Annotated in this window: 14 protein-coding genes and 1 tRNA gene; 10 read left to right on the forward strand and 5 right to left on the reverse strand. The window is 50.6% G+C overall.

Features of this window, described 5'->3' with window-relative positions:
* Nucleotides 1–1196: molybdopterin-dependent oxidoreductase (locus MES37_RS18780; protein WP_237932340.1), on the forward strand; the 1196-nt coding region annotated here is incomplete at its 5' end.
* Here the strand turns inward: MES37_RS18780 and MES37_RS18785 are convergent.
* Together MES37_RS18785 and tag are read right to left on the reverse strand one after the other, a co-directional pair.
* On the reverse strand, nt 1165–1605 hold the full coding sequence (locus MES37_RS18785; protein WP_064542137.1) for an N-acetyltransferase: 441 nt from the start codon (nt 1603–1605) through the stop codon (nt 1165–1167). The two genes, MES37_RS18780 and MES37_RS18785, sit on opposite strands and share 32 nt — an antisense overlap.
* Nucleotides 1602–2165, reverse strand: coding sequence for a DNA-3-methyladenine glycosylase I (gene tag, locus MES37_RS18790; RefSeq protein ID WP_237932342.1), 564 nt, complete (start codon nt 2163–2165; stop codon nt 1602–1604). The genes MES37_RS18785 and tag overlap by 4 nt, the downstream gene beginning before the upstream one ends.
* 264 nt (nt 2166–2429) lie before the next feature.
* On the opposite strand from tag, the gene MES37_RS18795 reads away from it, so the two are divergent.
* The 4 genes from MES37_RS18795 to MES37_RS18810 all read left to right on the forward strand — a co-directional run bounded on the left by MES37_RS18795 (nt 2430) and on the right by MES37_RS18810 (nt 6780).
* A complete protein-coding gene (locus MES37_RS18795) occupies nt 2430–3143 on the forward strand; it encodes an autotransporter domain-containing protein (RefSeq protein WP_064542143.1) in 714 nt (237 codons plus the stop codon).
* Nucleotides 3144–3381: 238 nt separating this feature from the next.
* Nucleotides 3382–4584: an L-lactate MFS transporter gene (locus MES37_RS18800; RefSeq protein WP_064542146.1), complete on the forward strand. Its 1203-nt coding sequence runs from the start codon at nt 3382–3384 to the stop codon at nt 4582–4584.
* A gap of 336 nt (nt 4585–4920) precedes the next feature.
* The gene (gene eptB, locus MES37_RS18805; RefSeq protein ID WP_064542150.1) at nt 4921–6603 is read left to right on the forward strand and encodes a kdo(2)-lipid A phosphoethanolamine 7''-transferase; all 1683 of its coding nucleotides are present in this window, start codon (nt 4921–4923) and stop codon (nt 6601–6603) included.
* A 100-nt stretch (nt 6604–6703) separates the two neighbouring features.
* A tRNA-Pro gene (locus tag MES37_RS18810) sits at nt 6704–6780 on the forward strand.
* Nucleotides 6781–6941: 161 nt separating this feature from the next.
* Here MES37_RS18810 and MES37_RS18815 read toward each other — a convergent pair.
* Nucleotides 6942–7610 carry a DUF3829 domain-containing protein gene (locus MES37_RS18815; RefSeq protein WP_237932344.1) on the reverse strand — a complete coding sequence of 223 codons (669 nt, stop codon included), beginning with the start codon at nt 7608–7610 and terminating at the stop codon, nt 6942–6944.
* A 774-nt stretch (nt 7611–8384) separates the two neighbouring features.
* On the opposite strand from MES37_RS18815, the gene dppA reads away from it, so the two are divergent.
* From dppA to dppF, 5 genes are all read left to right on the forward strand, one after another.
* Nucleotides 8385–9992: a dipeptide ABC transporter periplasmic-binding protein DppA gene (gene dppA / locus MES37_RS18820; protein WP_064542157.1), complete on the forward strand. Its 1608-nt coding sequence runs from the start codon at nt 8385–8387 to the stop codon at nt 9990–9992.
* Nucleotides 9993–10325: 333 nt separating this feature from the next.
* Nucleotides 10326–11345 (forward strand): dipeptide ABC transporter permease DppB, encoded by a 1020-nt coding sequence (dppB, locus tag MES37_RS18825; RefSeq protein ID WP_064542160.1) that lies wholly within the window; start codon nt 10326–10328, stop codon nt 11343–11345.
* 9 nt (nt 11346–11354) lie between these two features.
* On the forward strand, nt 11355–12272 hold the full coding sequence (gene dppC, locus MES37_RS18830; protein WP_064542163.1) for a dipeptide ABC transporter permease DppC: 918 nt from the start codon (nt 11355–11357) through the stop codon (nt 12270–12272).
* A gap of 11 nt (nt 12273–12283) precedes the next feature.
* A complete protein-coding gene (gene dppD, locus MES37_RS18835) occupies nt 12284–13267 on the forward strand; it encodes a dipeptide ABC transporter ATP-binding protein (RefSeq protein ID WP_064514762.1) in 984 nt (327 codons plus the stop codon).
* A complete protein-coding gene (gene dppF / locus MES37_RS18840; RefSeq protein ID WP_064542167.1) occupies nt 13264–14268 on the forward strand; it encodes a dipeptide ABC transporter ATP-binding subunit DppF in 1005 nt (334 codons plus the stop codon). The genes dppD and dppF overlap by 4 nt, the downstream gene beginning before the upstream one ends.
* A 338-nt stretch (nt 14269–14606) precedes the next feature.
* Here dppF and MES37_RS18845 read toward each other — a convergent pair whose 3' ends face one another.
* Nucleotides 14607–15332 carry a DUF3142 domain-containing protein gene (locus MES37_RS18845; protein WP_237932346.1) on the reverse strand — a complete coding sequence of 242 codons (726 nt, stop codon included), beginning with the start codon at nt 15330–15332 and terminating at the stop codon, nt 14607–14609.
* Entirely contained in the window at nt 15302–17458 is a 2157-nt protein-coding gene (locus tag MES37_RS18850) for a hypothetical protein (protein ID WP_337927097.1), read from the reverse strand. Before MES37_RS18850 ends, MES37_RS18845 begins: the two co-directional genes overlap by 31 nt.
* Nucleotides 17459–17865 lie beyond the last annotated feature (407 nt).

Consider the following 17865-nt stretch of genomic DNA (forward strand, 5'->3'; position numbering starts at 1 on the left):
CTCTACAGGGGGCGGTGGCGAATGGAACTGATGCCGTGGAAAAAATCCCGGTGGCGCGCATTGTGGAAGCGCTGGAAAACCCTGGTGGCGAGTATCAGCATAATGGGCAGCAAAAAACCTTCCCGGACATCCGCATGTTGTGGTGGGCGGGCGGTGCCAATTTTACCCATCATCAGGACACTAACCGCCTGATTAAAGCCTGGCAGAAACCTGAGTTGGTGGTGATTTCCGAATGCTTCTGGACGGCTGCCGCAAAACACGCGGATATTGTGCTGCCGATCACCACATCTTTTGAGCGCAACGATTTGACGATGACTGGCGATTACAGCAACCAGCATCTGGTGCCAATGAAGCAGGTGGTTTCACCACAGGCGGAGGCACGTAATGATTTCGACGTTTTTGCACAGCTTAGTGCTCTCTGGGAAGAGGGTGGTGAAACGCGCTTCACGGAAGGCAAAACCGAGCTGCAATGGCTGGAAGAGTTTTACGAAATTGCGCGTAAGCGCGGAGCGGCTCAACAAGTAGAACTGCCCGATTTCCAGCAGTTCTGGGAATCTAACCAGTTGATAGAAATGCCAGAAAGTGAAAAGAACGCCGCTTTCATCCGTTTTGCTGATTTCCGCACCGATCCACAGGCTAATCCGTTAAAAACTCCGAGCGGTAAAATCGAAATCTATTCAGAGCGCATCGCCAGTTTTGCTTATGCTGATTGCCCGGGGCACCCGACCTGGCTTGCGCCGAATGAATGGCAGGGCAATGCCGCAGCAGGCCAGCTTCAACTGCTTTCATCGCATCCGGCGCACCGCTTGCACAGCCAACTTAACTATGCGGCACTACGCGAGAAATACGCCATTGCCGGACGCGAGCCGTTAACGCTACATCCTAAAGATGCCGCTGAACGTGGTATTGCGGATGGCGATTTGGTGCGGGTGTGGAATGCCCGTGGGCAGGTGTTGGTCGGGGCTTTAGTGACGGATGGCATCAAGCCGGGCGTAGTCTGTATTCATCAGGGCGCATGGCCCGATCTGAATGACGATAAGCTGTGTAAAAACGGTGCGGTTAACGTGCTGACGCTGGATATACCGACTTCGCGGCTCGCCAATGGTTGCGCGGCGAACTCTTCACTGGTGTGGGCCGAAAAATATCTCGGCCCTGCTCCGGAGGTTACAGCGTTTCTCCCTCCGGCCAGCTCATAATCCACGTCGGGTGGTGCGTCTCATTTTGCCAGGCGCTTTCTTCAATGCGAAAGCCCTGGTGGTGGTAAAAATCCACTGCCCGATAATTCTTCTGGTAAACCTCAAGACTCAGCGCGGGATACTGCTTTTTGACGTGTGCCATCAAAGCAGTGCCAATTCCCTTGCCGATAAACGGTTCACTCACAAACAGCGCACCAATAAACAGTGAATCCATCACGCTGATAAAGCCGGCTATTTTATCGTTTTGGAGATAAACCCAGGTCACCGATTGTGGAATATAAACGTTCCGCACGATGGATTCGCTTTCATGCCAATAGCTTTCGCTAATAAACGGATGAGCATCAATGGTGCTGGCAAGCCAAAGTGCTATCAGCTCATCCATTTCATGGGGTTGTAGACGGCGGATCATTTGAAATTATCAGGGTGGCAGAAGCAACTCGTCACGTGGTCGTTGACCAGACCACAGGCCTGCATGAATGAGTAGCAGATCGTGGAGCCGACAAATTTGAAGCCACGTTTTTTTAGTGCCTTGGATAGCGCATCTGAAGCGGGGGTAGTAGTCGGGATTTCAGCAAGCGTAGCGGCTTGTGTCACTTGCGCCTGGTTGTCGACAAACGACCAGACAAATTCAGGGAATTTTTCGCCGTTGGCTTCCATCGCGAGGTACGCTTTTGCGTTATTGATAATGGCTTCTAGTTTTCCACGATGGCGGATAATGCTGGCGTCCTGAACCAGCAAGTCGACATCTTCTGGTTGCAGTAACGCCACGGCTTGCGGGTCAAAATTTTTAAAGCAGCGACGATAGTTTTCACGTTTTTTCAGCACCGTAATCCAGGACAAACCGGCTTGTTGTCCTTCAAGGCAGATCATCTCGAAAAGGTGTTGCCCATCGGTCACCGGTACGCCCCATTCTTTATCGTGATATTCCATGTAAAGCGGATCCTGAGACACCCATCCACAACGAATCATACGTTTCTCCTTCGATGAAATTTCTCGTGCCAACTTGACGTGCCAGATAAAGAGACAATAGTTAAATCAGGGCTATCCCCGTCATACTTCAAGTTGCCTCATCGTTGGCTGCGTTTACTCACCCGAATCACTTACTCATGTAAGTTCATCGGGACTCGCTCTCTGGCCGCCTCGATGCACCTTGAATTATTTTGGGGCTATCCGCAAGCCCGCCAAAAAGACTAAAAATATCGCCGGATTTGGCTCTTTCCTGGAGTCGCTTGAATGATCATAAATATATGCAGTGGTCGCCGTGTCACTTTCACCACGGTGCTGGCTTTGTGTTGTCTGTCTTATGCTACGAATGTATTTGCCTGGCAACAAGAATATGTTGTTGAGGATGCTCCAGGCGAAATGCAGGATCATTACACTTGGGACAGTAGTCACCAACCAAGTTATAACGATATTCTTGCAGAACGGATTAATTCTTCGTTTACCTCCCAAAACCAGGAGGGGCTGCTGCTCGTTTCTGGTAACGATAGTGTGACAGCTGATAGCTCACTTTTGGGTATTGGCTGGAATATCGATTTGCCTGGAAATTTCACCACCGGGCCGACCGCAAAGTACAGTTGGGATAGCTCATCGACTGGGATATATAACGAGTACGGTGATTCGGCGGTTGGCTCACGATTTACCGATCAACTGTGGCATGCCAGCGTGTCCACTGTGGGCTGGCGGGTAGATTCATCACTCGGTTATCTGCGCCCGTGGGCACAGGTAAGCTATAACCATCAGTACGGCGAGAACTTGTGGAAAGCCCAGTCCGGGATGAGGGCGAATACTGCATCGGGCCAGGATAGCAACTGGATGGATATTACCGTCGGTGCCGATATGCCAATTAGTAAAAATATGGCGGCATTTGCTTCGATGTCACAAGCAGAAGGTTTAACCACTGGCGAGGCCTATATTTATAACGTCGGCGTTAGTGCGAAATTCTGATCATTGATTTAACCTTGAACACTGATAATTAACATCTAATTATCAGTGTTTACGCAGCCTCCATTGATAGTAATTACTAACCGTTCAAAAAATTAAGACAACGTCCAGGTCATTCATTCCCTCTCAGAGGCATTTCATTCCGGCCTGAGTGCATCTCATGCCTTTTTCTCCTGGAATAAAATGCACTTCGTTACTCTTGGCAGCAGAAGATTTCTCTTAAATTTTGCGGACATCTGCCATGAATAATGCCAACTACAACCGTACACGCTGGTTAACTCTGATCGGCACCATCATTACTCAGTTTGCCCTCGGTTCCGTTTATACCTGGAGCCTGTTCAATAGCGCGCTGTCGCAAAAACTGGGTGAGCCAATCAGCCAGGTGGCGTTCTCCTTTGGTTTGTTAAGCCTTGGCCTTGCGATTTCTTCCTCCGTCGCAGGGAAATTGCAGGAACGTTTTGGTGTTCGTAACGTGACGATGGCTGCTGGTGTGCTGCTGGGTGTCGGCTTCTTCCTGACCGCTCACTCCGACAACTTGCTGATGTTATGGCTGAGCGCTGGTGTGCTGGTAGGCCTCGCTGATGGCGCAGGTTACCTGATAACACTCTCTAACTGCGTGAAGTGGTTCCCGGAGCGTAAAGGTCTGATTTCCGCCCTTGCCATTGGTTCATACGGCCTCGGCAGCTTAGGTTTTAAATATATCGACAGCCATTTGCTGGCAACCGTTGGCCTTGAGAGCACCTTTATGATTTGGGGTGGGCTGGCAATGGTGATGATTCTGTTCGGTTCAATGCTGATGAAAGATGCGCCATTGCAGGAAGTGAAAACAGTGAATGGTGTGACTGAAAAAGATTACACCCTTGCAGAATCTATGCGTCAACCACAGTACTGGATGCTGGCAATTATGTTCCTGACTGCCTGCATGAGTGGTTTGTATGTCATTGGTGTAGCGAAAGATATTGCCCAGGGTATGGTGCATTTGACTGCTGAATCTGCGGCTAACGCAGTCACTGTTATCGCCATTGCTAACCTGAGCGGCCGTTTAGTGCTTGGCATTCTGTCTGATAAAATCGCCCGCATCCGCGTTATCACTATCGGCCAGGTGATTTCTTTAGTCGGTATGGCGGCACTGCTGTTCGCCCCACTCAACGAAGCGACTTTCTTCGCAGCGATAGCTTGTGTGGCCTTTAACTTCGGCGGCACCATCACCGTTTATCCATCACTGGTCAGTGAGTTCTTTGGGCTGAATAACCTGACTAAAAACTACGGTGTGATTTACTTAGGGTTTGGTATTGGCAGCATCTGCGGTTCGATTATCGCGTCGGTCTTTGGCGGCTTCTATGTCACCTTCTGCGTTATCTTCGCGCTGCTGATTTTGTCCCTGGCGATTTCCACGACTATCCGTACGCCGGCACGAGAAGTTCTGCAACAAGCTCACGCTTGATAACCCTATATTAATGCCGCAAACCATGCCGCCGTGATGTTATACGGCGGCATAATTCATTGTGAAATCCCCGAAGTCATCCTTCCTTGTGTCTGTTCATTGTTATGTCGTCTAAAACGGTAAATCAGAGCGGAGAAATGTAAACAGCATCCCGGTTTAGGATTTTTGCCGATACTTTTTGCCAGCCCTATGCTCTACTAATCCGTTCCAAAAACTGGTTAATAATCGTCCTGAACGGGACTTTATTTTTTCATCGCTCAGAATTTTCCAGTCTAAAGGGAGTCTGAGTGGTGTTTATGACATTTCTTTTTTTGCTTTATTTTTTCGGACAACTGCATGAATTACGTTAAATCGATGACCCAACAGAAGCTGTGCTTACTGTTAGCGGTGTACATCGGACTATTTTTAAACCTTTCGGTTTTTTACCATCGTTTCGAAGGATTCATTCGGGAATTTAGCGGATTAAAAGCTGTCGCTATGCTGGCTGAAATCGCGGCATGCGTGCTGGTCACCTTCTTTTTGCTTCGTTTGTTATCGTTGTTTGGCCGCGCAATTTGGCGAATTTTCGCCACCCTGGTTGTGGTGTTCTCTGTTGCCGCCAGCTACTACATGACGTTACTTAATGTCGTCATTGGCTACGGGATTATTGCCTCGGTCATGACCACCGATATCGACCTTTCGAAAGAAATTGTCGGTTATCAGTTCGTGATGTGGATGATTTTGGTCAGCGTTATCCCGCTGGCGCTCATTTGGGGTAGCAACACGCGTGACACGCTGCTTCATCAGTTAAAAACACCGGGCCAACGGATCAAAAATGTGGCCATTGTGCTGCTGGCCGGGCTGATGGTTTGGGCGCCGTTGCGTTGGCTGGATAAACAACAAAACCGCACTGAGAAACGCTCGACCGTTGATATGCCGAGCTATGGTGGCGTGGTCGCTAACTCATATCTGCCATCAAATTGGGTTTCCGCATTAGGTCTTTTTGCCTGGGCTCAGGCTGATGAATCAACAGATAACAACTCGCTGATGAATCCAGCAAAGAAGTTCACTTATGTCGCGCCCAAAGAGCTGGATGATACCTATGTGGTGTTTGTGATTGGCGAAACGACACGCTGGGATCACATGGGGATTTTGGGTTATGACCGTGATACCACACCAAAACTCGCCAAAGAGAAAAACCTCGTCGCTTTCCGTGGCGAATCCTGCGATACCGCCACCAAGCTTTCATTGCGCTGTATGTTTGTGCGTGAAGGTGGTGCGGAAGACAACCCGCAGCGGACGTTAAAAGAACAGAACGTGTTTGCTGTCCTTAAGCAACTTGGCTTTAGTTCTGAGCTGTTTGCGATGCAAAGTGAAGTGTGGTTCTACGGTAATACCATGGCAGACAACTTCTCTTACCGTGAGCAAATCGCTGCTGAACCGCGTAACAGCGGCAAACAAGTCGACGATATGTTGCTGGTTGAGGAGATGAAGCGTTCGGTTGATAAGCATCCTGACGGCAAACATCTTATTATTCTGCACACTAAAGGTTCGCACTTCTCCTATGTGCAACGCTATCCGCGCAGCTTCGCTAAATGGGCTCCTGAGTGCGTCAGTATTGATTCAGAGTGCAGTAAAGAGCAGTTGATTAACGCATTCGATAACTCGGTGCTATACACCGACACGGTGCTGGATAGCGTGATATCTGAGTTACGAGATAAACGGGCGATTATTTTCTACGCCTCGGATCATGGCGAATCGATTGATGAGAAGAAACATCTGCATGGTACGCCACGTAACATGGCGCCACCTGAGCAATTCCGTGTACCGTTGTTAGTCTGGGCTTCCGATAAATATCTGGAAAACCCGGAGCGGGCACGTGAGTTTGAGCACATGCAGGCACAAGCGAAAATGAAAGTGCCGCACCGCCATGTGGAGTTGTATGACACCATTTTGGGTTGCCTGGGATACACATCGCCGGACGGCGGTATTAACCAGAATAACAACTGGTGCCATGTGCCGAACAAGGCGAAACAGTAACTTTTTTGCCACATATGCTGGAATTTGAATCAAACGGACATAATTTTAAGTATCAGGGATTGACGGCTAAAACGGTGCGCAGTAAGATGCGCTCCGCATTCGGCGAGTAGCGCAGCTTGGTAGCGCAACTGGTTTGGGACCAGTGGGTCGGAGGTTCGAATCCTCTCTCGCCGACCAAATTCAAGAAAACCCAATCGAAAGATTGGGTTTTTTTACGTCTGTAGTTTATGGGTTTCGCGCAAATGGTGGATGACGCTAACGCTTATCCACCCTACCAAATCAAAATCGAACCGTAGGTCGGATAAGCGTTAGCGTCATCCGACAAAACACCCGCATTGCTAATGCAGCGCATTAAAACTGCTCACCACATTGTTATAGCTGCGGGTCACTCTTCCCACCGAGCCTTTCACCATCCATTCAGTGACACCGCCAATCTGGCCTTTCTCACCTTCGGTATAAGGAACGCTATTCTGATGTCGCTGAATGCGTTCTGCTAATAACTTGTCGTATTGGTCAGCCGCATCGAGCAGGAAGCTATAACGAATCAGGCTGGAATTATTTGATGACGGCGCTGCTTTATAACATTCTTGCGCCGTGCTAATCAGCGAATTGAGCTGCACCAACTGTAATTGTGCTTCTTCCGGGATAAACGTATCTTTGCTCACTATTTGTGTTGCTTTACTGGCATGAATAATAAGGGCGAGTGAATAATAGATTAATGTTTTCCCCTGGTTTTTTTCTATATCGGAAAGTGTGTTCAGGTAATTTTTAATATCACTTTCAGCTAAATTATCGCTCCAGTATGGGAAATCGCCATTTTGAATAGTCCCGGGGATTTTCGGAAGGTCACTACACAGGGCATGCCGAGTGTCTGCCTGTTCGGCACTGGCGCTTTCAGAAGCTTTAGGCTGCTTATCGTCACACCCAGAAATTAATAAACCTGCAAAAATGGTACTAATTAGAATTTTAGATGTTTTCTTGTGAAAGCATTCCTTGCGTAAATACATATTAATTCCAGGCGGAAAGACTCAAACATATTAATAATTCTGTAGCACGGTCAAGAATTATTCCGTACTAAAATAGACTTGTTATTTATATTCCTTTAGTTTTTTTAATTTTTGGCATCAGTTATCCGCACCGGCATGACGACCTGTTTAACGACCAAAAGTGGGTTTCTGCCGCGGTTTGCGTTGTATCAACCTCGTGTGGACGATTTTGTGACATTTTCCATTGTATTTTGTTATGGAAAATCGTGGTTTATTACCTCGATGCTTATGTTTCATACCAGCATGATTCGCTGTAAGAGAAGTGGATCACAAAACATATCGTTCATATAATCAGCATTCGGCAATAATTTTTACAGAAATGACACATCTGAATACGGCTGTAGGTCGACTTTTAATCAGTGGAATATTCTATAAACATGGCAGTAGCATAAATTTCCCTGCTGGAAATAGAGCGACAGGCTTTTTTTTAACTTTGTTCGCCGATTCTCACCTCGGTTGTAAATCCCCCTTACCTATATTGACGTTTTACTCATCTATTGACAGATTGTAGGGCGTGAGGGGCAAATTATGGACAGTCCGCACTACCACACAGCTAGCCTGACGAAAGGAACCCCTGGTCTCACCATCGCCTCCGGGCACACCGAACGGACCGCACTCCAATAACAAAGGTCTAACGGATAAAAACAACACGACACATGTCCCGATAGATTTCTTATCTCAGCCAACAAAGCGGTAATAAGAATGAATAAGGGAACATCACAACGGAGCAGAAGAATGAGTCTTTCCTTGAAGAAGTCAGGGATGCTGAAATTTGGTCTGAGCCTGGTGGCCCTGACCGTAGCAGCTAGCGTTCAGGCAAAAACCCTGGTTTATTGCTCAGAAGGTTCCCCAGAAGGTTTTAACCCTCAGCTGTTCACCTCTGGTACCACTTACGATGCCAGCTCAGTGCCAATTTATAACCGTCTGGTTGAATTCAAAACCGGCACCACCGAAATCATCCCAGGTCTGGCTGAGAAATGGGAAGTTAGCGAAGACGGCAAAACCTATACCTTCCACCTTCGTTCAGGTGTGAAGTGGCAGGACAACAAAGATTTCAAACCAACACGCGATCTGAATGCTGATGACGTGGTGTTCTCGTTCGATCGTCAGAAGAATGCTAACAACCCGTACCACAAAGTTTCTGGCGGCAGCTACGAATACTTCGAAGGCATGGGCTTATCTGACCTGATCAGCGAAATTAAGAAAGTGGACGACAATACCGTTCAGTTCGTGCTGACGCGCCCAGAGTCGCCATTCCTGGCAGATCTCGCGATGGACTTCGCCTCTATTCTTTCCAAAGAATACGCTGACAACATGATGAAAGCCGGCACGCCGGAAAAAACTGACCTGAACCCAATCGGTACCGGTCCGTTCCAGCTGCTGCAATACCAGAAAGATTCTCGCATTCTGTACAAAGCGTTCCCGGGCTACTGGGGCACCAAGCCGCAGATCGACCGTCTGGTGTTCTCCATCACGCCTGATGCTTCTGTGCGTTACGCAAAACTGCAGAAAAACGAGTGCCAGGTTATGCCGTATCCAAACCCGGCTGACATCGCTCGCATGAAAGAAGACAAGAGCATCAACCTGATGGAACAGGCTGGCCTGAACGTGGGTTACCTGTCTTTCAACACCGAGAAGAAACCGTTTGATGACGTAAAAGTGCGTCAGGCGCTGACTTACGCGGTGAACAAAGAATCGATCATCAAAGCGGTTTACCAGGGCGCAGGCACTGCGGCTAAAAACCTGATCCCACCAACCATGTGGGGTTACAACGATGACGTGAAGGATTACACCTACGATCCTGAAAAAGCGAAAGCGCTGCTGAAAGAATCCGGCCACGCTGAAGGCTTCACCGTTGACCTGTGGGCCATGCCAGTACAACGTCCGTACAACCCGAACGCTCGCCGTATGGCTGAGATGATTCAGGCTGACTGGGCGAAAGTCGGTGTGACCGCCAAAATCGTAACCTACGAGTGGGGCGAGTATCTGAAACGCGCCAAAGCAGGTGAGCACCAGGCTGTGATGATGGGCTGGACTGGCGACAATGGGGATCCGGATAACTTCTTCGCCACCCTGTTCAGCTGTGCAGCGGCGAAAGACGGTTCTAACTACTCTCGCTGGTGCTACAAGCCGTTTGAAGAGCTGATTCAACCTGCGCGTGCTACTGACGATCACAACAAGCGTATCGAGCTGTACAAGCAAGCTCAGGTCGTGATGCATGATCAGGCTCCGGCGCTGATCGTTGCTCACTCCACGGTATACGAGCCAGTGCGCAAAGAAGTGAAAGGTTACGTGGTTGACCCATTGGGCAAACACCACTTTGAGAACGTGTCAGTAGAATAATACTGGTAGATATCCCCCTCACCCCGCCCCTCTCCCTTAGGGAGAGGGAGGAGATCGAGAGGGATTTTTTCCCTCTCCTGGGGGAGAGGGCTAGGGTGAGGGCGACAAGTCCAACAACCCGACGCCATCCTCTAGGTTTGTGGAAATTTTTGTGAGCAATACAATCCTGCCTCAATTTATGCTAACCGTCAGATTTCTGGTTGCAGGAAGGCGGCAAGCTCGGGAATCCTCAGGAGCTTACTTGAGTAAGTAACTGGGGTGACTGAGTGAAGCCAACGCACCTGTGGCCTGAAAGATGAGGGTTAAGGCGGGAGATTACAGAGAATCCGGGTTATGTTGCAGTTCATCCTCCGACGTCTGGGATTAGTTATCCCCACGTTTATCGGTATTACCCTTCTTACCTTCGCCTTCGTGCACATGATTCCCGGTGACCCGGTGATGATTATGGCCGGTGAGCGCGGTATCTCTCCTGAACGTCATGCTCAGTTGTTGGCCGAACTTGGCCTCGACAAGCCGATGTGGCAGCAATACATCCACTATATTTGGGGTGTGATGCACGGCGACCTGGGCATTTCGTTAAAAAGCCGTCTTCCAGTCTGGGACGAATTCGTTCCACGCTTTAAAGCGACCATGGAACTCGGTGTCTGCGCGATGATGTTTGCCGTTGCCGTGGGTATTCCGGTTGGCGTGCTGGCGGCGGTTAAACGTGGTTCCGTGTTTGACCACACTTCGGTGGGCCTTGCGCTGACTGGCTATTCAATGCCTATTTTCTGGTGGGGTATGATGTTAATCATGCTGGTTTCCGTCTACTGGAACCTCACCCCGGTATCAGGGCGCGTTAGCGATACGGTATTCCTCGACGACACCTTGCCGCTCACCGGTTTCATGCTGATAGACACCGCCATATGGGGCGAGCCAGGCGACTTCATCGACGCCGTGGCGCATATGATTTTACCCGCCATCGTGCTTGGTACGATTCCGTTAGCGGTTATCGTGCGTATGACTCGCTCGTCAATGCTGGAAGTGCTCGGCGAAGACTACATCCGTACCGCTCGCGCCAAGGGTTTGACCCGCATGCGCGTTATCGTGGTTCATGCGCTGCGCAACGCCATGTTGCCAGTCGTGACGGTTATCGGCTTGCAGGTTGGTACGTTGCTGGCGGGTGCCATCCTGACGGAAACCATCTTCTCCTGGCCGGGCCTTGGCCGCTGGCTGATTGATGCATTGCAACGTCGTGACTACCCGGTAGTACAGGGCGGCGTATTGTTGGTTGCGACGATGATTATCCTCGTGAACCTGATCGTCGACTTACTGTACGGCGTGGTGAACCCGCGTATACGCCATAAGAAATAAGGGGCCATCATGACGCAATCAACTGAAAAAACAGTCACTGAGAGTAAAGTAGCCGCAGCGCCAGTCCCAATGACGCCGTTCCAGGAATTCTGGCACTACTTTAAACGTAATAAAGGGGCGGTCATCGGCCTGGTGTATGTCACCGTGATGATCTTAATAGCAATCTTCGCCAACGTTCTCGCGCCGCACGGTCCTGCTGAACAGTTCCGTGACTCGTTGCTGCACCCGCCGGTCTGGCAAGAAGGTGGTAGCTGGCAGTTCCTGCTCGGGACTGACGACGTTGGCCGCGACATCATGGCGCGCCTGATGTACGGTGCGCGCCTGTCGCTGCTGGTCGGCTGCCTGGTGGTGGTGCTGTCGTTGGTTATGGGCGTGGTACTTGGCCTGATTGCGGGCTACTTCGGTGGCCTTATCGACAACATCATCATGCGCATTGTCGACATCATGCTGGCACTGCCAAGCCTGCTGTTGGCGCTGGTGTTAGTGGCAATCTTCGGCCCGTCTATCGTCAACGCTTCGCTGGCACTGACCTTCGTTGCGCTCCCACACTATGTGCGACTGACGCGCGGTGCGGTGCTGGTGGAAGTCCACCGCGACTATGTCACCGCTTCTCGCGTGGCGGGTGCAAGCCCGATGCGCCAGATGTTCATCAACATTTTACCGAACTGCCTGGCACCGCTTATCGTGCAGGCCTCGCTTGGTTTCTCTAACGCCATTCTCGATATGGCCGCTCTCGGCTTCCTCGGCATGGGTGCGCAACCGCCAACACCGGAGTGGGGCACCATGCTCTCCGACGTGTTGCAGTTCGCACAAAGTGCCTGGTGGGTGGTCACCTTCCCAGGTGTCGCAATCCTGCTGACGGTGCTGGCATTTAACCTGATGGGTGACGGGCTGCGTGATGCGCTCGATCCTAAACTCAAGCAGTAAAGGGCTACGTAATGGCGTTATTGAATGTAAATAAATTATCGGTGCATTTCGGCGACGAAAAGACACCGTTCCGTGCCGTAGACCGCGTGAGTTACAGTGTAAATCAGGGCGAAGTTGTCGGTATTGTTGGGGAATCTGGTTCCGGTAAATCCGTCAGCTCGCTGGCGATTATGGGGCTGATTGATTATCCAGGCCGCGTAATGGCGGAAAAACTGGAATTTAACGGCCAGGATCTACAAAAGATTTCTGAGAAAGAGCGTCGTAACCTGGTCGGTGCCGAAGTGGCGATGATCTTCCAGGACCCGATGACCAGCCTCAACCCTTGCTACACCGTCGGTTTCCAGATTATGGAAGCCATCAAGGTGCACCAGGGCGGCAACAAGAAAACCCGCGTTCAGCGAGCTATCGACCTGCTGAACCTGGTGGGTATTCCCGATGCGGCTTCGCGTCTGGACGTTTACCCGCACCAGCTTTCCGGCGGTATGAGCCAGCGCGTGATGATCGCGATGGCGATTGCCTGTCGTCCTAAGTTGTTGATTGCCGACGAACCAACCACCGCGCTGGACGTCACTATCCAGGCGCAAATTATCGAGCTGTTACTGGAACTGCAGCAGAAAGAGAACATGGCGCTGATTCTGATCACCCATGACCTCGCGCTGGTAGCGGAAGCGGCACACAAAATCATCGTGATGTACGCCGGGCAAGTGGTGGAAACGGGTGCATCGCAAGATATCTTCCGTGCGCCGCGCCACCCGTACACTCAGGCGCTGCTGCGTGCACTGCCTGAATTTGCGCAGGACAAAGCGCGTCTGGCCTCGCTGCCGGGTGTGGTTCCGGGCAAATATGACCGCCCGAACGGCTGCCTGCTCAACCCGCGCTGCCCGTATGCGACCGACAAATGTCGCAGCATAGAACCAGAACTGAACATGGTGGATAACGGGCGTCAGTCCAAATGCCACTTCCCACTCGATGATGCCGGGAGGCCAACGCTATGAGTACCGATAAGGCCACTGCGCAACCTCTGTTGCAGGCCATCGACCTGAAAAAACACTACCCGGTGAAGAAAGGCATTTTCGGCCAGGAACGCCTGGTGAAAGCGCTCGACGGCGTATCATTTGAGCTGGAACGCGGCAAAACGCTGGCGGTGGTGGGTGAATCTGGCTGTGGTAAATCCACGCTGGGCCGCCTGCTGACGATGATTGAAATCCCGACCGGTGGCGAGCTTTACTACCAGGGCCAAGATCTGCTCAAGCCTGACGAAACAGCCGAAAAGCTGCGTCGTCAGAAAATCCAGATCGTCTTCCAGAACCCGTACGGCTCGCTGAACCCGCGTAAAAAAGTGGGGCAAATTCTTGAAGAGCCGTTGCAAATCAACACCAGCCTGAGCAAAGCCGAACGCCGTGAAAAAGCGTTGGCGATGATGGCGAAAGTCGGCCTGAAAACCGAGCATTACGACCGCTACCCGCATATGTTTTCCGGCGGCCAGCGCCAGCGTATTGCTATCGCCCGTGGGCTGATGCTCGATCCAGACGTGGTGATCGCCGATGAACCAGTTTCGGCCCTCGACGTTTCCGTGCGCGCGCAGGTTCTGAACCTGATGATGGATTTGCAGCAGGAAATGGGGCTGTCGTATGTGTTCATCTCCCACGATTTGTCGGTGGTGGAACACATCGCCGACGAAGTGATGGTGATGTACTTAGGGCGCTGTGTGGAGAAAGGCACCAAAGACCAGATCTTCTCTAATCCGCGCCACCCGTACACCCAGGCGCTGCTATCTGCTACACCGCGCCTGAACCCGGACGACCGCCGCGAACGCATCAAACTCACCGGAGAGTTGCCAAGCCCACTGAACCCACCGCCAGGCTGCGCGTTCAACGCCCGCTGCCGCCGTCGCTTTGGGCCGTGCACGCAGTTGCAGCCACAGCTCAAAGAGTATGGTGGTCAGCTAGTGGCTTGCTTTGCTGTTGATCAGGATGAGAACGGGGAAATTCGGTAGGACGAGTGGGAGTCTGTAGACTCCGTTGTTTTTCCGTTCACCTGTACATCTGGTTATCTCTGTAACCGTTGTTAACGGTGAACGTGCCAGGGGAGTTACGCCACTCCCCTGGCGACCCCGGCGCCCGGCAAATAAATCGCCGCTGCGCGGTAAACCCCGATTATTTCCCCAACATGCAGGGTCGTTCGCGACTCGCTCCAGGCGATCGCTCACTTGCGCCGTTCCCGACGGCGCAACCCTGCCTGAAGGGGAAAAATCGGTGCGATTTAAGCCGGGAACAAGGGCGTCGCTGTAAGATTAGGGAACACACGGGCTTTCGTAGGGCGGATAAGCTTGCGTCATCCGCCAGAATTAAGCAAAAACACCACTTCCCCCCGATAAAAAGAAGATGTTGCCAGCCGGGTCTGCCAGCTTTTATCCCATTCACCGTTTTGCACCAGGCCAATCTTAAATGGCACGCGCAACTTTAGCAGTGCGGGCAAATAGCGTTGATACTCCTTCACCGTGGTTTTACCCTGATAAGTCTGGATAACCAGCTCATCAATAGGCAGAGCATTGAGCTGTTGAATACTGCCCGTTTTTGCCCAATCCAGTAAACCGGTGACGCCCAGCGCAAAACGTTTATCCAGTTTATGGCGAACCCGTAACAGAAATTTTTGGTAGTCCTGCAGGCGGTAGGTTCCGGCATCAAAATCGATTTGCAAACCCACAACATGGTTCCCGGCTGCCGCCCACTTACCGGGTAAATCCAGCACACTGTTGAGAATATCATCAGGTACATCAAGGGTGGTGGTGCGAACGGTTACCCACACGGATGGAAACGAGAGGGGGGTACGAGGTACCCCAAGCTTGATAAATTTGGCGCGGTTTTGACGAGAGACAATCTCACCCTGATGCAGGTACACCATTTGTGCATTCTGCAACACGGGCTGTGAGCTGACCCCCGACCATAGCCAGTACGCCGTATATTCCTGATGTTTCGCTTCGCTGGGCATTGCTGGCGGCACAATAGTCGCCAGCAATAACAATAACGTTACCAGTAATAGCTGAGCAGTTTTTCCCACTGGTTACCTTTGTATTTGGTTTTCAATACGGTAAACCAATGTTTACGTGTTTCTGGTTTCACCTCTTCACCGCCACAGTCGTTGTAACCAGACGGGGAATAGCACATCACCGCCCGGTAAAGCGCATAGGTCTTATCTTCGGGTTCCGCTTTCGGATCGTTAATTATCTGCTGATAATAGGCCTGGCGATCCGGAGAGTTGCTTAACGCAGGTTTTGCTATCGCATCGCCCAGTAAGTCATTGCCACCGCCTTCAGCTTCCGTATCAATGTGTGCCGCGGTGTTGCGGAAAAACTCACCCAGGCAATTAAGTGCATGCGCGTCGGTTTTTCTTGCGATGAGTGTTTTCACCGTGTCATCCAGCGAGGCACAGAAATAACCCTTCTCGGCCCGTTCCCCATTCCAGTTAAAGATATCGAGATTGACATCATTGAACGCTTCAAGGGTGACTGGCTTAGTGATATGGCGACGTAGCGACTTATCCGTGTCGTAGCCTTCATAGTCACCCACCATCAGGTCGCGCATCAGCAGCGTATGCAGCGCGATGGTTTTCTCTTCATCATTTACCCCGTGGGTCGCCTGTTGTTGCAGCAGCGCTTTTGGCGCGGCAGTTTTCAGCACCAGCGAGCGATAACGCAGGTTTGTCACTGGACTGTCAGCGGCAAAAATAGCTTCTGGCTGCTGGTTGTTCACCATCACCGCCGCCAGATTCAGTTGTATATATTGCTGTTGTTCTACTGATTGAGTCAGACCAAGCAGATGTTTCCAGTGCGCCAGTGCCTCAGGCCACTGTTTCTGTGCAGCTAACGCGTCACCGTGCAGAACTTGCTGACTAAAGGCGAGTAGATCGCTGGAGGCTAACAAGTTGATAGAGGGGGTGGCTTCAATCACGGCGGCATAATTACCTTCATGATAGTAAAGCCAGGCGTTTTCCAAAAAGCTCCAGTACGGTTGCAACTCTGCGCTGGCAAATATCGGTTTCAGGCTATCAAGATTTTCGCGTGTCACCTCATACGACTTGTTCTGGCCTTGGTTATTCCGGAGCCAGCGTAACGTTTGGGTGAAAGTCAGCATCGGTGCCTGGGCGTCACTGATAAACGGCTCATAGTTACCGAAACTATCCCTGCTTTGGAATTTGTCATCCAGCTCAGAAATGACTTTATGCAATGAGTCTACGTCTGGTGCCTGGGCTAGTGCTTTTTCATATAACGGGGCCAGCTGTTGCCAGTCTTGTAAGTACCAGTTAATTCTGCGCAAAAGCCCGCGAGCGGAATCTGCATAACGCCCTTCAGGCCAGGTCGCTAAATAGGCATTGGCATAATCACGAGCTTCGCTTGCTGCGCCAGTATCGATTTTAGTGGCATCAAACATGCCGTATTCATCAGTCGCCTTGACGGTGCTTTTGTTGAGTGCAACGCGCATCAGCATATAGCTTGATGTTTCAGCGACCCACGGCTGGCTGCTTTTCTGCAAAGCGGTGAACAGGCTATTTGCTTCCACAAAATCGCCAAGGTAAAAGACATTCGCCCCACGGAGATAATCAGAGAAAGCTGCCGTATGGGAGCCAGGTTCGATATCGAAAGCTTCAACCGGGAGGCGGCTATCCGCTTTGTCATAAGAGTTCAGAAAAATATTACCTCGCCATACAGCCAGATGATGACGGTCTTCTGGTTTTATCGTTGGGTCATCAAGCAGTGCCGCGAAGAATTGCTCTACAGATTGCAGGTTATTGGAAATATGGCGGTTTTCTGCGTCTTGATCGTGTTCCCAGGAGGAGGTATCGACTCCTAATGTTTGCGACATTTTGCTGAATGAGGTTTCAGCGACAGGGGCGGGTGTGGTGTTCTCAGTAGAGGGGGTTGCTGTTGGATGAGGTAGATCGTTGTAGCCGATAAATCCAAAGTGATAGCTTCTGCTGCGGGTAAAATCAGGAGGCACGGGCAGGCGAGGTAACGCCAGATTTTTGCGTGCTCCTTCAAGTTGGATCAAATTCACACGCGTATCGTTATCAATATTCAGCCAGGGTACACCGTTAAGCGGGCAATCATCTTGCCATCCACAGCCAAAATCATCATAGGAAGCCTGCGCGTTAAACGTTGTAGCCGCCGTTAACCCGACCAGGGCCATCGCCATCTTATGATTAATTTTCATTGCCTCTGAACATCCTTTTACATGATGAAGGTGCTGACAACAGCATTCTGAAAAACCATACAGAGTATACAGGCTATTATTTAAATGCTTCACCCTCAAAAATAGGTGTAGTCGTGCGGCATTTTCCCCTGAAGATGGTTATATGTTTTGGAAAAAACATCCCAATCATTAAATACTCTTCATCTATGTGAAATCACAGAAGAAAGCTGCTACCTTTTAAGGGGTAGCATTAAATATTACGCAATCACAAATCAAGACTGTTTCATGCTTAGCCGGGTATTAATAAGAAAAAAAGATGGAGCTAAGACCACAGGTGCCTATATATTGGCTCGAAATATCGTTGTTTTTCCAAAATTGAATAATAAAAAAATGGAATTATAACG

Origin of the sequence: Buttiauxella sp. S19-1, from assembly GCF_022134725.1 — a bacterium.
Taxonomy (GTDB): Bacteria; Pseudomonadota; Gammaproteobacteria; order Enterobacterales; family Enterobacteriaceae; genus Buttiauxella; species Buttiauxella ferragutiae.

Excerpts from the sequence above, each read along its gene's own strand:
- eptB (WP_064542150.1), top strand. The coding sequence starts at position 4,921 with ATGAATTACGTTAAATCGATGACCCAACAGAAGCTGTGCTTACTGTTA.
- MES37_RS18850 (WP_337927097.1), bottom strand. The coding sequence starts at position 17,458 with ATGGCCCTGGTCGGGTTAACGGCGGCTACAACGTTTAACGCGCAGGCT.
- dppD (WP_064514762.1), top strand. The coding sequence starts at position 12,284 with ATGGCGTTATTGAATGTAAATAAATTATCGGTGCATTTCGGCGACGAA.
- dppF (WP_064542167.1), top strand. The coding sequence starts at position 13,264 with ATGAGTACCGATAAGGCCACTGCGCAACCTCTGTTGCAGGCCATCGAC.
- tag (WP_237932342.1), bottom strand. The coding sequence starts at position 2,165 with ATGATTCGTTGTGGATGGGTGTCTCAGGATCCGCTTTACATGGAATAT.
- MES37_RS18815 (WP_237932344.1), bottom strand. The coding sequence starts at position 7,610 with ATGTATTTACGCAAGGAATGCTTTCACAAGAAAACATCTAAAATTCTA.
- MES37_RS18795 (WP_064542143.1), top strand. The coding sequence starts at position 2,430 with ATGATCATAAATATATGCAGTGGTCGCCGTGTCACTTTCACCACGGTG.
- dppB (WP_064542160.1), top strand. The coding sequence starts at position 10,326 with ATGTTGCAGTTCATCCTCCGACGTCTGGGATTAGTTATCCCCACGTTT.
- dppC (WP_064542163.1), top strand. The coding sequence starts at position 11,355 with ATGACGCAATCAACTGAAAAAACAGTCACTGAGAGTAAAGTAGCCGCA.
- dppA (WP_064542157.1), top strand. The coding sequence starts at position 8,385 with ATGAGTCTTTCCTTGAAGAAGTCAGGGATGCTGAAATTTGGTCTGAGC.
- MES37_RS18800 (WP_064542146.1), top strand. The coding sequence starts at position 3,382 with ATGAATAATGCCAACTACAACCGTACACGCTGGTTAACTCTGATCGGC.
- MES37_RS18785 (WP_064542137.1), bottom strand. The coding sequence starts at position 1,605 with ATGATCCGCCGTCTACAACCCCATGAAATGGATGAGCTGATAGCACTT.